Genomic DNA, 12,870 nt, shown 5'->3' with positions numbered 1-12,870 from the left:
GCCCACCCCCATGGACTCTCCAGTGAGAAGTTCGAAGAGCTGTTCACGGCAGACCGAGAAGTCATCATGGCCTGGCACGGCTACGCCCGGGCCCTGCACCAACTCCTGCATGGAAGACCCCGCCCGGAACGGTTCCATGTCCGCGGCTACAACGAACAAGGAACCACAACCACCCCCTTCGACATGGTGGTCCTGAACAAGATGAGCCGCTACCACCTGGTCCTGGAAGCGTTGCGTCGCATTCACCGGCAGGTCGGAGGCGCGGACGAACTGGTCGACTTCTGCCGCAGGCAGCTGGATGCACATGCGCGATACATCCGGGAACACTTCGAAGACCTCCCGGAAATACGGAACTGGTCCTGGACGCCGCACCTTCCCTAGCGGGAGGAAAAGGAAGGTGCCGTCGAGGAGAAGTGCGGAAAACTGTGACCCAACAACCAGCCCTGAACCATCCCGGTGCCGAGGTGGGCCGCTCCCCCGCTGGATCCGGGTTGTCCAGCGCCGAGGTCCTGGCCCGGACGGAAGCAGGACTCGTCAACACCGTTTCGGAGGCTCCAAGCAGAACGCTCGGGCAGATCTTCCGGGCAAACCTCCTGACGCTGTTCAACGTGATCGTGGGCTGCAGCTTCGGCCTGCTGCTTCTTCTGGGCCAGTGGAAGGATGCGCTCTTTGGGCTGGCAGCCGCGGGCAATATCCTCATTGGTGTCGTTCAGGAATACCGGGCCAAAAAGTCACTGGATCGACTCGCGATTCTCGACGCCTCCCCCGCCCGGGTGGTTCGCGACGGCACGGCGCAGGATGTTGACCTGCAAGACGTCGTCCGCGACGACGTGCTCGTGCTGCGAGTCGGCGACCAGGTGCCCGCGGATGCTTCCATCATCGACGGCGAAGGCCTGGAACTTGACGAATCGCTCCTCACCGGCGAATCACATCCCGTGAGCAAGGGACCGGGATCCGAAGTGCTCTCCGGCTCCAGCGTCGTCGCCGGGAACGGCAGGGCCCGGGTGGTCCGGGTCGGCGCCGACTCCTTCGCCAGCAAACTGACCGCCGAGGCCAAACGCTTCTCTATGGTCAACTCCGAGATCCGCAATAGCCTCAGCAGGATCCTCCGTTGGATCACCTGGCTGTTGCCGCCCGTCATGATTCTTGTCATCAACGGGCAAATGCAGGCGAGCGGTGGTTGGGAGCAAGCCATCACAACCGGAAGCTGGAGGACCGCTTCCGTGGGGGCGGTCGCCAGCGTCATAGCCATGATCCCGCTGGGCCTGGTGCTCCTCTCCAGCGTCGCTTTCGCTGTCGGCGGGCTGCGGCTGGCCCGTCAGGAAGTCCTGATCCAGGAGTTGGCGGCCGTTGAAGGCCTCGCTCGTGTGGACGTGTTTTGCCTGGACAAGACCGGCACCCTCACCGAAGGCAAGCTCGTGTTCGACGGCGTCCACGAGGCCGGTCCGTCGCCGCAACCCGGGTGGAGGGAGGTTCTGGGCTGGTTCGGGACCGACCCGCAGGCCAATGCCACCGCCCGGTGCCTTGCCGATGCCTTCCCCTCGGGCACCAGCCTTCGCCCGAGCTCGACGGTGCCGTTTTCTTCTGCACGGAAATGGAGCGCCGTCAGCTTCGGCTCAGACCAATTCGTCGGCGGCACCTGGGTGCTGGGCGCTCCGGAGATTGTCCTTCGCGAAGACACCCCAGGCACAGCTCGCATTGTTGGGGCAGCAGGCCGCTTGGCCTCAACCGGCCTGCGCACCATGGCCCTGACCTACTTGCCCGGCCCGTTGCCGGCACGGGCCGCAGCGGAGGATCAACCCCCGGCCGATTGTGCCCCGGTATGCCTGCTGACCTTCCGGGAGAGCGTGCGCCCGGATGCTGCAAAGATCCTTGACTACTTCCGCGAGCAGGACGTGAAGGTGAGGATTTTCTCCGGCGACGATCCCCGCACCGTTGCCGCCGTCGCCCGCGAGGTCGGGCTGGACGCGGAATACGGGTACGACGCACGGGAATTGCCGGACGATCCGGACCTGCTGCTGGAAGCTCTGGAGAACAACGTGGTATTCGGGCGTGTCTCCCCGGAACAAAAGAAGGACATGGTCCTTGCACTGCAGCGGGGAGGCCATACTGTCGCGATGACCGGGGACGGGGTCAACGACGCGCTGGCACTCAAGGAAGCGGACATAGGTATCGCCATGGACTCCGCCGCGGCCGCCACCAAGGCCGTGTCCCGCCTTGTCCTCCTGGACGGACGCTTCGACAGGCTTCCCGGCGTGGTTGCGGAAGGCAGGCGGGTCATCGCGAATATTGAACGGGTTTCGGTCCTGTTCCTTAGCAAGACCGCCTACGCCATCGTCCTCTCCGCCACCTTCGGAGCACTTCTGTGGGACTTCCCGTTCCTGCCGCGCCAACTCTCCGCCACAGACGGCCTCACCATCGGAATTCCGGCGTTCTTCCTTGCGCTCATGCCCAACAACCGCCGCTACACCCCGGGATTCCTCAAACGCTCCCTCTCCTTCGCCGTGCCTTCCGGGTTCGTCGTCGCTGCCGCGGTCCTTGCCGTCAACGTCTACGCAACGGTTGTCGGTGCGCACACAGTCAGTGCCACCCGCACAGCTTCCGTTCTCGCGCTATCACTCACGGGTCTATGGATGCTGGCAGCCATTTCGCGCCCGCTCGACCTGCGACGCGCAACCATCGTCGGAACGATGTACCTGGGCTTGGTCTTCGTGGTGGGAACGCCCCTCCTCCAAGACTTCTTCGGCTTGGAATGGCCACCGAACGATCTTTTAATGACGGCACTTGGAAGCGCGCTCGGCGGAATCCTGGCTATCGAAGCCCTTCACCTGTTCCAGAGCCGGCGAAACGCGCGGAACTAGCCCCGCGCCGCGGAAGCCCTGCTCATTGCCGGCGCCGTAGAGCAGCCCGGCGCGCCGTGAGCTCCGTTTCGTCAATCTCGCCCCGGGCGAAGCGCTCATTGAGGATACGTTCGGAATCATCAACGGCTGGCCCCTGGAAACCCCGTCCGCCCGTGTGGTTCCCCCGCAGCAGGAGGACAACCAAGGTGGCAATGCCACCCCAGAACAGCAACATCATCAGCCCCATGGCGATCCAGCCGCCGATGCCGATGCTTCCACCCCATCCCCACATCATGGCCAATTTCCCTTTTGAACTGGATTGCGTACCTGGGTCCAGTGTCGCCCGTTTCCGGTCCGTTCCACAGGGCATTTAGTCACACCGCCGGGCCTTTCGGCCCTACAGCAGGAGAATGGCCCCCAATAGGCTGCTGGGAGTTGTAGGTGTTCACACCCGCGATCAGGTGCCCGAAAGACGAGCTAGACACATAGGAGCAGGCATGTCACTCCCCAGCATGGACGCAGGCCGCGTTGACGGCGGACTGCACGTCGCGGAAGAACTTAGCCAGGAACGGTGCTGGGATCTTTTGCGTTCAAATACCACTGGCCGCTTCGGTTTTCTCCAGCAAGGCCGGGTGATGATCCTCCCCGTGAACTACTTGGTGGACGGCCAGTCCATCTACTTCCGCACTGCCGGGGATGGATCCATCGCCGAGGCAGTCCCGTCGCTCGAGTCGTCCTTTCAGATCGACGATTCACGTGCCGATCGCAGCGAAGGTTGGTCTGTGCTCGTCAGTGGGGCTTCCTCCCGCGTTGAGGATCAGGACCTGCTGACCAGGCTGTGGGGAAAGGTCATGGCGGAGCCTTGGGCCGGTGGAGAACGGAATCTCTTTATCCGGATCCACGCCGAGAGTGTCACCGGACGCCACGTGCATCTGGAGTGAGCTTCTGGAGTAAGACTGGAGCCGCTCCACATTCAATCACCCTCGCGGGTAAGGAGACCATGGACGCCGCGGAAGAAATCATCGTTGGCTACGACGGGTCCGCCGGGGCTGTCCCGGCTGTCCGCTGGGCTGCCCGCCAGGCGGCCCAGCGGAACTGCGGACTGCACGTGGTCCACAGCACCCTGTGGCCGGCAATCACCCATGATCTGGGTCCCGTGCCTGGCATCGAAGGCAGCGGGTTGCGACGCGCGGCCGAGGACATTCTGGCCGAGGGCGTGGCACAGGTCCTCGATGCGGTTCCCGGATTGGCCGTCAAGACGACGCTGTTCTATGGGTGGCCAGCCGAACACCTCAGGACACTCTCTTCCGGCGCCGCCTTGCTCGTCGTTGGAACCAGGGGCGCGGGGGGCTTCATGGGACTGCTGATCGGCTCCGTCAGCTTGGAACTCGCGGCAACAGCCGATTGCCCCGTCGCTGTCATCCGCGGCGGAGAACACCTGGGCGGTCCGGTTGTGGTCGGCGTCGACTTCGACGATTGGGAGCTGCCGCTTCGGCATGCCTGCGGCCTGGCGGCCTTGTCCGGGACTCCCCTTCGATTGGTGCACGTCCGGAAGAAGCACCGGATTCCACGCCCTATCCCTGACGCGGCGACGTCGGCCCAAGACCATGTGGAACCACGAATCCAGGCGCTTCTTGACTCTGCGGCGCAGAGCGCCCACCAAACAATTCCGGACCTCGACGTCCAAAAAAGATCGCCGGTTGGAACGTCCATCCCTGGGTCCATTTTGGCGGAGGCTCAAGATGCGTCCATCATCGTCGTCGGGACGAAAGGACGCGGACTGGTTCGGGGCACTATCGGTTCAACTGCCCATGCTGTCCTTCATCACGCCGCATGTCCGGTCCTGTTGGCGCGCCGGCCAAGCCAAGGCCCCGGTGAATCAGATTCATCCCGGTGAAGCAGATGTTGTTCAGTACAAGTCGCCAGGGGCCAGCTCGTCGTTTTCCGGGCCCCGGTGAATCCGTCTCCCGGTGATGGACGTCGGGACGATCTCAACGAACACCCGCTTCTTTGTGGAGGTCAATTGTTGGCGGGGAATCCTTTCGGCGGCTTCAATCTCGGCACCGGATTCAAGTTGCCGCGCCTTGCCTTTAACTACGACGCTCCAGACGGATTGGCTACCGACCCCGTCAGTTTCCAACGCAACTTTGTCATTGATCGTGAGCGCGAACAGCTTCTCCCCTGGATTTGTCCGGAGGAGGATCTTCCCGTCGTGGGCAACGAAATTGATCGGATAGATCTCAGGTTCGTTGGCGATGCTCAATGCCAACCGCCCCAACGTCGCACCCAAAAGGATATTCCAGCATTCTTCCTCGTTCAGGACTTCCACGGGGTTTGCGGTATCCGGTGACATGGCGGGTCCTTTCGATGGTCGGCAATCCAAGCCCTTCCAGCATGCATGCGGCCGGCGCTATCCAATAGGGCCCTTGGACCCGTGTCTGTTGGCCGGCAAGCTTGTAGCGTCATGCATAGGAAGGCTTCCCATAGAAGGTTCGTCTTTCATCGAAAGAGGCCGTGATGCTCGGAATAAGGATGCTCGGAATACACCAGGCGGATGCCGGAATGCCGGATACCGGAATCTATTTCCAGTGGGGTGACTTCCTGATCCAATTCGGCAATCTGGTGGTCATTGCCACGATGGTCGTGCTATTCATTCTCGCCTTGGTGATTCCGTTTCCACACGGTAGGAAACGGAAATGACTGCCGACCACGGCCCGGTTTCGACTACCGACGACGGCGAACCACGATTCTCCACTTGGACAGGAAAGGCCCGGGGCTGGGCGTTGCGCCGGCTACCGCCGGACAAGCTGCTTCCTGAAGGCCAGCCGAGTTTCGTGTCGTCCTGGATTTACGTCTTCGGCATGGGCGCCGTTGCCGCGTTCGTCTACATCCTCGCTTCGGGCGCTGTGCTGGCCCTGAATGGGCCCACGTGGTTCCATGCCTCGGCCTTAGGGCGTTTCATTAACAGCACCCATCTGTGGAGCGTTGAACTGTTCTTCATGTTCATGGTGATCCACCTCTGGGGCAAATTCTGGATGGCCGCCTGGCGGGGCGGGCGCGTGCTGACCTGGATCACCGGGATGGTCGCGTTCGTCGTCTCGATCGTGACCGCCTTTACCGGTTACCTGCTTCAAAGCAATTTCGACTCGCAGTGGATCGCCTTCCAAGCCAAAGACGCCCTTAACGCCGTCGGTGTGGGCGCATGGTTCAACGTCGCCGATCTGGGCCAGATACTCATGTGGCACATCACGCTCCTCCCACTGGCCGTGGCCGTCGTTGTCGCCCTCCATGTTGTTCTCGTGCGGATGCACGGCGTGGTGCCCCCGTTGGAGGCTGCCGAATCTGACGCCCAGCTACGCTCACCAGCGCCAAACCCGGCAACTGACAGCGAGGACAAAAAGTGACCAAATCCCCAGCGTCAACCTCGTGGCGCACGCGAAACGACATCGCCAGCAGGCCATGGCCCGGCACGACGCGCGAATATGACCTGTTCAAGGAACTTGTTGTTGGGCTGGTGGTTGTTGGCTTGCTTGTCCTGGGACTCTCAGCGGTTTTCAGCTCGCCGGACGAACCAACGGTTACCCTGAAGTCCTGGGCCATGGCCGACCCCGCGGACTTCGTGGCGACAGCCACCACGGAACTCGGGGGCACCAGCGGCACCGCGGGATATGGGCCGCCCTACAACTCGACGCCCGATGCCACCCAAAAACTCGGACCGATCGACCTGCAGAGCCTTTCCGGCGTACGGCTTCCGATCGACACCGCCAACGACTTCATCATCGGCCCGCTCCAAACCCTACCGAACCCTCCGGCGGCCATCGACGAATGGACCAAGGCAAGCGACGCCCAACACGCTGCCTGGACCACCGCGTACGGGGATGCACTCAGCAAAGCCCCGGACAACGACCCGGCGAAGGTTCCGCCCGGCGACTACGGCCCGGTACCCGCCCTCACCGGAGCCCTTCTGGCCATGGCGCAGCAAGGGACCCTTGATCCGGTCCTGGGCGCAAAGGGTTCGTTCTACAACACCGATTACAAAGCCAGCATCTTGTTCCTCGGCGACGGCACCTACTTCCCTGGCCTCGCCGACGCCCAGCATCTGACAGGCGACCAGTGGGGAATGATGAATGAAACCGGCAACTACCCCGGCCAGTCGTGGCTGTGGCTCTTCTCGGCCCTCTACCAAGTGGAACCCTTGAAATCATCGCCAGACGCAGATGTCCTCGTCGTGTTTTCCATGGTGATCTTGACACTCCTCCTCACCCTGGTGCCCTTCATCCCCGGGCTCAGGTCATTGCCTCGCCGCATCCCCGTGCACCGCCTGATCTGGCGGGACTACTACAAGCACCGCTAGGCCAACGCGCGAACTGCACCGGAATACAAGGGCCTTTAGGCTATTCAAAACTTTGTGAAAACTGCGTACCTTTGTGTCATGGACACCGTGATCCAGACTGTCGATTTGCACAAGAACTTCGGGCGCGTCAAAGCGCTCGACGGCCTCGACCTCGAGGTCCACAAGGGCGAGATCCACGGCTTCCTCGGGCCGAACGGCGCGGGGAAGACCACCACGCTACGTATCCTTCTCGGTCTGGCCCGGCCGTCGTCGGGCAGCGCGAGCGTCCTGGGCATGCATCCCTGGGCAGACGCCGTCGAACTTCACCGGCGCGTCGCGAGCATCCCGGGAGACGTGAGCCTCTGGCCCAACCTCTCTGGCGGCGAGGCCATCGACCTCCTCTCCCGCCTCCGCGGGGGCGGCGTGGACCATGCTGCCTTCAAAGAGCGCAAGCATCACCTCTGCGAACTCTTCGACTTCGACCCGGGCAAGAAGGGCCGCGCCTACTCGAAGGGAAACCGCCAGAAGGTCGCGCTCATCTCGGCCCTGGTCATGGACGCCGAGTTGTATCTCCTCGACGAGCCGACGAGCGGTCTTGACCCGCTCATGGAGGCAGTCTTCACGCGCGAGATCCGGCGGATCGTGCACGAGAACGGCGCCACAGTCCTGCTCTCAAGCCACATCCTCTCCGAAGTCGAGCAGCTCGCCAACCGCGTAAGCATCATCCGCGCCGGCCGGATCGTCGACGGGGGCACACTCGACGCACTGCGCCACCTCACGCGCACGGAAATCTCGTTCGCGCAGGACAGTGTTGACACCCACGCACTGGACACGCTGTCGCAGGTCCACGATCTCACCGTGGCCGACGGGCGCGTCAAGTTCGGCGCCGATTCCGATCGCGTCCACGAGGTCCTGCCGCTTCTGGGCAGCCTCGGGGTCAAAGGCCTGCTCATCGCTCCGCCGTCGCTCGAAGAACTCTTCCTGCGCCACTACGGCGACACGGTCGCCCCGCCTGCCCTGCAGGCAGCGGACGACGGCGGCAGCCACCATAGGCGCCACCGCGCCGCGGCGGGAGCCTGAGATGGGCGCATTGTGGATCCTTTACCGGCACCGCTTGCGCAGGGACCGCTGGCAGGTGATTGTCTGGGTCCTCTCGATCGGAATGCTCGCACTATTCGCCGTCGCGGCCATAGCGAAGACCTTCGGCGACGACGCGACGCGCGCGCAGGTGCTTCAGCTCGCGACCGCGGCTCCCGCGATCCTTGTGCTGCGCGGCCTCCCCCGCGGTCCGGCGCTCGATTCGTTCACGTTCTTCGAAATCTTCGCGTTCCTGGGCGTCCTTGCCGGACTCATGAATACATTCATGGCCGTCCGGCACACCCGGGCAGAAGAGGAATCAGGGCGGGCCGAGCTCGTGTCCGCGACGGCCGCCGGACGGTGGGCCCCCCTCGGCGCCACTGTCCTTCACGGCGCGGTGGCCAACGTGCTCGTGGCCGTCGCTACGGCACTCGGCTTCACGGTCGGAGGGCTTGACCCGGCCGGCTCGCTTTTGGCCGGTTTCGCGACGGGCGCCGTGGGCTTCGCCTTCCTCGGCGTGGGCCTGCTGGCCTCCGAGTTCTTCAGCACATCGCGGGGGGCCAACGGCATCTCGTCGGCCATCGTGATGCTCGCGTACCTGCTGCGCGGGTTCGGCGACGCCACCGGACAGGTCAGCCCCGACGGGACGACGATGACGGCCGCATGGCCGAGCTGGATCTCCCCCATCGGCTGGGGCCAACAAACCTTCGCCTACACAGGCAACCGATGGTGGCCATTGCTCCTTCCCCTCGCACTCTGGGCGGCGTGCACCGCCGTCGTCGTTGCCGTCATGGCGCGCCGTGACGTCGGCGCGAGCGTGCTCGCAGGGCGATCCGGACGAGCCGACGCCCGGCCCTGGCTGCGCGGAAGTTTCTCGCTCGCCCTACGCCTGCAGCAGGGAGCAATCATCGGCTGGTGCATAGGCGGCCTAGCGATGGGTCTGGTCACGGGCTCGCTTGGTTCCGCAATCCAGTCCTCCATCACCTCCAACCCCCAAATCACGGCCGTCCTCCGCGGCATGATCGAAGCACAGGGCACGTCAATGACCCAGCTCCTCGTCGCGGCGCTGTTCGAGGTAGCCGGAATACTTGCCGCGGTGTGCGGTCTGCAGGCCGTTCTTCGCCTCCGACAGGAGGAGGTGGCCGGAACCGCCGAGCCCGTGGTGTCCGAGGCCGTGGGCCGGATGCGCTGGCTGGGCAGCTTCGTCGGACTCGGCGCCGTCTCGGTCGTGCTTGTCATGGGGTTCACCGCCCTCGGGGCCTGGGTCTCCCTGGTAGCCTCCGGGGACACCTCGAGTGCAGTCGGCGAGGTCTGGCAAACCGCCGTCGACCAGCTTCCCGCAGCACTCATCTACCTTGCGCTGCCCGCCGCAGTGTTTGTTGTCTGGCCCCGTGCCACGGTCCCTGCCGGGTGGGCGCTTCTGGGCGTCGGCGTCGTCCTCGGGATCTACGGCGGCATGCTCGGCCTTGACCAGAAGGTCCGCGACCTCTCACCGTTTACCCACAGCCCCGTCACCACCAGCAGCGGGACCGACTGGAGCGGCGGGTTTTGGATGCTCGGCATTGCCGCGGTCGTCACGGCATTCTCGCTCGTGGCCGTGCGCCGCCGCGAGGTAGGCACGGCGTGACAGATCCCGGCAGCAAGCGTATGCCCGACTCCGCCGAGACGTCCGCGGCCGTCCTCACGGCCGCGGGCTTCCCCAAGATGCCGGCCCGCGCCCTCATGGCCCTTGTGGTCTCTGACGACGGCTCGCTGACTGCGGCCGAACTCTCCGAGATACTGGGCGCGAGCGCCGCCGCCGTCTCCGGCTCCGTGCGGTACCTGCAGACCGTCGGATTCGTGCATCGGGTCTCTCAACCCGGCAGCCGCCGTGACCGCTACGCCCTCCCCGACAACGCGTGGTACGTCGCTTCCCTTCGGCAGAACCCCGTGTACAAGCGCCTTGCAGACCTCGCCGACTCCACTGCTTCAAGCCTCCCGGAGGGGTCAGCGGCGAAGGCCCGGGTGGACGAGATGGGCGCCTTCTACCGTTTCCTCATGACCCGGCTGCCCGGGCTCCTCGATGAGTGGGAACACACGCGGGTCAGGGCCTAGGCTCCCCGGACATTGCCTGAGTCTCAAGCCTGGGGCGGGTACGGGTACGGCTGCGGCGGGTTCGGCGGATACGGCGGCGGAGAGGCCTGCACCATTCGGTCGAAGCGCTGACCACTGGGATTGGCCGGCAGGAGCACAAACACGAGCAGTGCGATCCAACCGAGCACTGGGACCAGGGCGAGCAACAAGAAGAGCGCACTGAGATTCGCGTCGTGCAGGCGCCGCGCGGCCAAGGCGAGCGAAGGCACAATCGTCGCCAGGAACCACAGTCCGCCAAGGGCCGTCGAGGTGCTCGTGTTGCCGTTCCCTGTGGCCCCGGCCGCATTGATGACCCCTGAGACGACGGCTGAAGCGAGGAGCCACCACCAATACTCACTGCGGCTCGCGCGGCCGTGGAAGATTGCGTACTTTTTCCAGAATCGTTTAACGGCCTCGATCGGCGGGGCTCCATAGTAGGGCAGTCCAAGCGGGACTCCACCCGGAGGAAAATTCTGGGGCTGATAGCTGGACATCATTCAAACCATTCCATGCAGACTTATTCGACACCGGCATGCTAGAACCGGTAGGCCCGTCAGAACAGGGCACAAAGCCCCGTATCGGGCAACGGACACAGGCCAGGATCCGCGGGTGCGTTCGGTCGCTGGCCACGGTGCCCGCAAGAAGCTTCTCTTGCGGGACTTCCGGCACTGCCGGGCCGGGCCAAACGAGCAGAAAATGGTGCGCACAGCACCCGGACAGTGGGAGCCACATTTCATGGAGGCGGACTAAGTCATGAAAAAACCAATCGTTGTCGGCGTCGTTGACACCCAGGCGAGCCGGGCCGCGCTGGCTTGGGCAATGGACCGGGCGGCTCGACGGAAACTGCCGGTGCTGCTCGTTCACTCGGTCGACAGTCGATGGCTCGACGAATCAGTTAGTACGAACGAGGTGGTCAGAACCGCAGCAAACGAGCTGCTGAGCAAAACCGCAGCATATGCAGGCGAATTGGAGCCATCGGTCCAGGTAAAGACCGTGCTTTTCTCCGGTAGCCCCGGGCAGGCGCTCAGGAAGCACTCGAAAGGGGCCTCGATGGTTGTCATCGGAACCGGGCACAACTGGCCTGGAGGACCCGTCGCTGACAGGGCGCTGCAGATCGCCGCCGTCGCCGTGTGCCCTGTGGCAGTAGTCGGGGAGCAGGACATGACGGGGCGCCGCGGCATCGTGGTCGGCGCTGACGGTTCCGAAGAGTCTACCCAAGCGGTTTCCTTCGCGGCCGAAGAAGCGGACAAGGACAGCCAGGAGCTGACAGTGGTCCACGCCGTCCTCGCGCCGCCGCTCATTCAGCGCGTGATGCCGGCGAGCGACGTTGCCGAGACTGTCTTGGAAGAAGAACGAATTGTCCTCGCCGAGACCGTCGCGGGTCTGGCCGAAAACTATCCCGACATGGTTGTCCATCAGGCTCTGGTGTCCAACAACGAACCGGGGGAAGCACTCCTGGACGCCGCCGCCAATGCCACATTGCTGGTGCTGGGAAGCCGTGGAAGGGGCAGCTTCAAACGCCTCCTCATGGGATCGACTGCCCACACCGTACTCAGGTCCCTGCCCTGCCCAACCGTCATTACCCGGGTGCGGCGGGTGAAACTCACGGGGTTAGACGGCTAGCCCAGTCACGGACCGCTTCCCGCTCCGATAGCTACTCAAGCGACTCCAGCTCTTCCCCTTATTGATCCAATAGGCCCGCCGATCCTCTGCCGGGCGGCGCGCCCGAAGACTGCTAGCGCAAGAAGTCCGGGTTGAAGGAGTTAAGGTCGACCTGGATTCCGCCGATGTCCTGGCCGAGTTTTTGCTGGACACCGACACGCATGTTCCCCGGCACGTTCCAGCCGCCGTATGAAACGGGCGCGGGCGAAAGAAGGTCCGGAGTCCAATGCGCGTAGTCGAAGTCATGGAAATCCCCGTCCCACAGCGGAAGATCCGAGAACTCGCTGCTGTCGCCCATTATCAAGGGCCAGTGCGTGTGAATGCCGTAGACAATGGGCCGCACGCCCATGTCCCGGACACCCTCAACCATGTCACTTGTAATGGGCGGTTCGCCTAGCTCGACGTCCAGGGCAAAGAACTCCAGCTGCTCACGGTACGGACCGGTGGCCTCTATGCCGCCCTTCCAACATTCCGCGTTGCGGGTGTAGACGGCAATCCTGAGTCCGGCGTCCAGCGCCATCTTGAGCTGCGTTTGTGTCCGGTCCCATGGAGTGCAGGTCCCCCACGCGGTTGAATGCATCACGTACAGCCGGAAGCCCGCGTTGTAGGCACTGACGAACCAGCCCGGGTCGGTGATGGTGGCCGTGGTGTCCAGGACTTTCACCGACGGTTCCGCCGAATGCGCCGCGGGGGCATCGAGGGCGCCGGCCACGGCCAGGAGCGAGGCCAACACCACTGTCAGTATCTTCCTCTTTTTCATCGGGTCTCCCGGATGGTCCTCTCGCACAGTGTAGGACTCCCGGGGCTGAAGAGGAATAGCCCGCCGTTTGGCGGAATCGAGGCCCG

14 protein-coding genes are annotated in these 12,870 nt (G+C 63.9%); 10 read left to right on the top strand and 4 right to left on the bottom strand.

The window, feature by feature from the left end; genetic code table 11:
* Both AC3WJM_RS20390 and AC3WJM_RS20385 read left to right on the top strand, forming a co-directional pair.
* Positions 1–381 (top strand): phosphoketolase family protein (locus tag AC3WJM_RS20390; RefSeq protein ID WP_492272805.1); only part of this gene is annotated, 381 nt, incomplete at its 5' end.
* 44 nt (positions 382–425) lie between these two features.
* Positions 426–2,861, top strand: coding sequence for an HAD-IC family P-type ATPase (locus AC3WJM_RS20385; protein WP_492272804.1), 2,436 nt, complete (start codon positions 426–428; stop codon positions 2,859–2,861).
* A 22-nt stretch (positions 2,862–2,883) separates the two neighbouring features.
* On the opposite strand, the gene AC3WJM_RS20380 is transcribed toward AC3WJM_RS20385, so the two are convergent.
* Positions 2,884–3,135 (bottom strand): SHOCT domain-containing protein, encoded by a 252-nt coding sequence (locus AC3WJM_RS20380; protein ID WP_441437554.1) that lies wholly within the window; start codon positions 3,133–3,135, stop codon positions 2,884–2,886.
* Between the two features lie 202 nt (positions 3,136–3,337).
* Between AC3WJM_RS20380 and AC3WJM_RS20375 the strand changes: the two genes are divergently transcribed.
* Together AC3WJM_RS20375 and AC3WJM_RS20370 are read left to right on the top strand one after the other, a co-directional pair.
* A complete protein-coding gene (locus AC3WJM_RS20375; RefSeq protein WP_441437555.1) occupies positions 3,338–3,781 on the top strand; it encodes a pyridoxamine 5'-phosphate oxidase family protein in 444 nt (147 codons plus the stop codon).
* 59 nt (positions 3,782–3,840) lie between these two features.
* Entirely contained in the window at positions 3,841–4,737 is an 897-nt protein-coding gene (locus AC3WJM_RS20370; RefSeq protein ID WP_492272803.1) for a universal stress protein, read from the top strand.
* Between the two features lie 12 nt (positions 4,738–4,749).
* Here AC3WJM_RS20370 and AC3WJM_RS20365 read toward each other — a convergent pair whose 3' ends face one another.
* Entirely contained in the window at positions 4,750–5,193 is a 444-nt protein-coding gene (locus AC3WJM_RS20365; protein ID WP_306960174.1) for a pyridoxamine 5'-phosphate oxidase family protein, read from the bottom strand.
* Between the two features lie 343 nt (positions 5,194–5,536).
* On the opposite strand from AC3WJM_RS20365, the gene AC3WJM_RS20360 reads away from it, so the two are divergent.
* From AC3WJM_RS20360 to AC3WJM_RS20340, 5 genes are all read left to right on the top strand, one after another.
* A complete protein-coding gene (locus tag AC3WJM_RS20360; RefSeq protein WP_307053701.1) occupies positions 5,537–6,244 on the top strand; it encodes a cytochrome b N-terminal domain-containing protein in 708 nt (235 codons plus the stop codon).
* Positions 6,241–7,194 (top strand): hypothetical protein, encoded by a 954-nt coding sequence (locus tag AC3WJM_RS20355; protein ID WP_307053700.1) that lies wholly within the window; start codon positions 6,241–6,243, stop codon positions 7,192–7,194. The genes AC3WJM_RS20360 and AC3WJM_RS20355 overlap by 4 nt, the downstream gene beginning before the upstream one ends.
* Positions 7,195–7,272: 78 nt before the next feature.
* The gene (locus AC3WJM_RS20350) at positions 7,273–8,253 is read left to right on the top strand and encodes an ABC transporter ATP-binding protein (protein WP_284989227.1); all 981 of its coding nucleotides are present in this window, start codon (positions 7,273–7,275) and stop codon (positions 8,251–8,253) included.
* A 1-nt stretch (position 8,254) separates the two neighbouring features.
* Positions 8,255–9,877 carry an ABC transporter permease gene (locus tag AC3WJM_RS20345; protein ID WP_492272802.1) on the top strand — a complete coding sequence of 541 codons (1,623 nt, stop codon included), beginning with the start codon at positions 8,255–8,257 and terminating at the stop codon, positions 9,875–9,877.
* Entirely contained in the window at positions 9,874–10,344 is a 471-nt protein-coding gene (locus tag AC3WJM_RS20340) for a GbsR/MarR family transcriptional regulator (RefSeq protein ID WP_284989229.1), read from the top strand. The genes AC3WJM_RS20345 and AC3WJM_RS20340 overlap by 4 nt, the downstream gene beginning before the upstream one ends.
* A gap of 23 nt (positions 10,345–10,367) precedes the next feature.
* Here the strand turns inward: AC3WJM_RS20340 and AC3WJM_RS20335 are convergent, their stop codons facing one another.
* Positions 10,368–10,856: a DUF805 domain-containing protein gene (locus tag AC3WJM_RS20335; RefSeq protein WP_492272801.1), complete on the bottom strand. Its 489-nt coding sequence runs from the start codon at positions 10,854–10,856 to the stop codon at positions 10,368–10,370.
* Positions 10,857–11,115: 259 nt separating this feature from the next.
* Here AC3WJM_RS20335 and AC3WJM_RS20330 point away from each other — a divergent pair, with 259 nt between their 5' ends.
* Positions 11,116–11,985: a universal stress protein gene (locus AC3WJM_RS20330; protein WP_306960185.1), complete on the top strand. Its 870-nt coding sequence runs from the start codon at positions 11,116–11,118 to the stop codon at positions 11,983–11,985.
* 112 nt (positions 11,986–12,097) lie between these two features.
* Here the strand turns inward: AC3WJM_RS20330 and AC3WJM_RS20325 are convergent, their stop codons facing one another.
* On the bottom strand, positions 12,098–12,784 hold the full coding sequence (locus AC3WJM_RS20325) for a glycoside hydrolase family 25 domain-containing protein (protein WP_284989231.1): 687 nt from the start codon (positions 12,782–12,784) through the stop codon (positions 12,098–12,100).
* Positions 12,785–12,870: the final 86 nt, after the last annotated feature.

It is taken from the genome of Arthrobacter sp. FW306-1B-G06A (assembly GCF_058781765.1).
Note: the sequence above shows the minus strand (reverse complement) of the source record. Positions and strands in the feature narration are given on the sequence as shown.

Excerpts from the sequence above, each read along its gene's own strand:
- AC3WJM_RS20350 (WP_284989227.1), top strand. The coding sequence starts at position 7,273 with ATGGACACCGTGATCCAGACTGTCGATTTGCACAAGAACTTCGGGCGC.
- AC3WJM_RS20345 (WP_492272802.1), top strand. The coding sequence starts at position 8,255 with ATGGGCGCATTGTGGATCCTTTACCGGCACCGCTTGCGCAGGGACCGC.
- AC3WJM_RS20375 (WP_441437555.1), top strand. The coding sequence starts at position 3,338 with ATGTCACTCCCCAGCATGGACGCAGGCCGCGTTGACGGCGGACTGCAC.
- AC3WJM_RS20370 (WP_492272803.1), top strand. The coding sequence starts at position 3,841 with ATGGACGCCGCGGAAGAAATCATCGTTGGCTACGACGGGTCCGCCGGG.
- AC3WJM_RS20360 (WP_307053701.1), top strand. The coding sequence starts at position 5,537 with ATGACTGCCGACCACGGCCCGGTTTCGACTACCGACGACGGCGAACCA.
- AC3WJM_RS20380 (WP_441437554.1), bottom strand. The coding sequence starts at position 3,135 with ATGATGTGGGGATGGGGTGGAAGCATCGGCATCGGCGGCTGGATCGCC.
- AC3WJM_RS20335 (WP_492272801.1), bottom strand. The coding sequence starts at position 10,856 with ATGTCCAGCTATCAGCCCCAGAATTTTCCTCCGGGTGGAGTCCCGCTT.
- AC3WJM_RS20325 (WP_284989231.1), bottom strand. The coding sequence starts at position 12,784 with ATGAAAAAGAGGAAGATACTGACAGTGGTGTTGGCCTCGCTCCTGGCC.
- AC3WJM_RS20365 (WP_306960174.1), bottom strand. The coding sequence starts at position 5,193 with ATGTCACCGGATACCGCAAACCCCGTGGAAGTCCTGAACGAGGAAGAA.
- AC3WJM_RS20330 (WP_306960185.1), top strand. The coding sequence starts at position 11,116 with ATGAAAAAACCAATCGTTGTCGGCGTCGTTGACACCCAGGCGAGCCGG.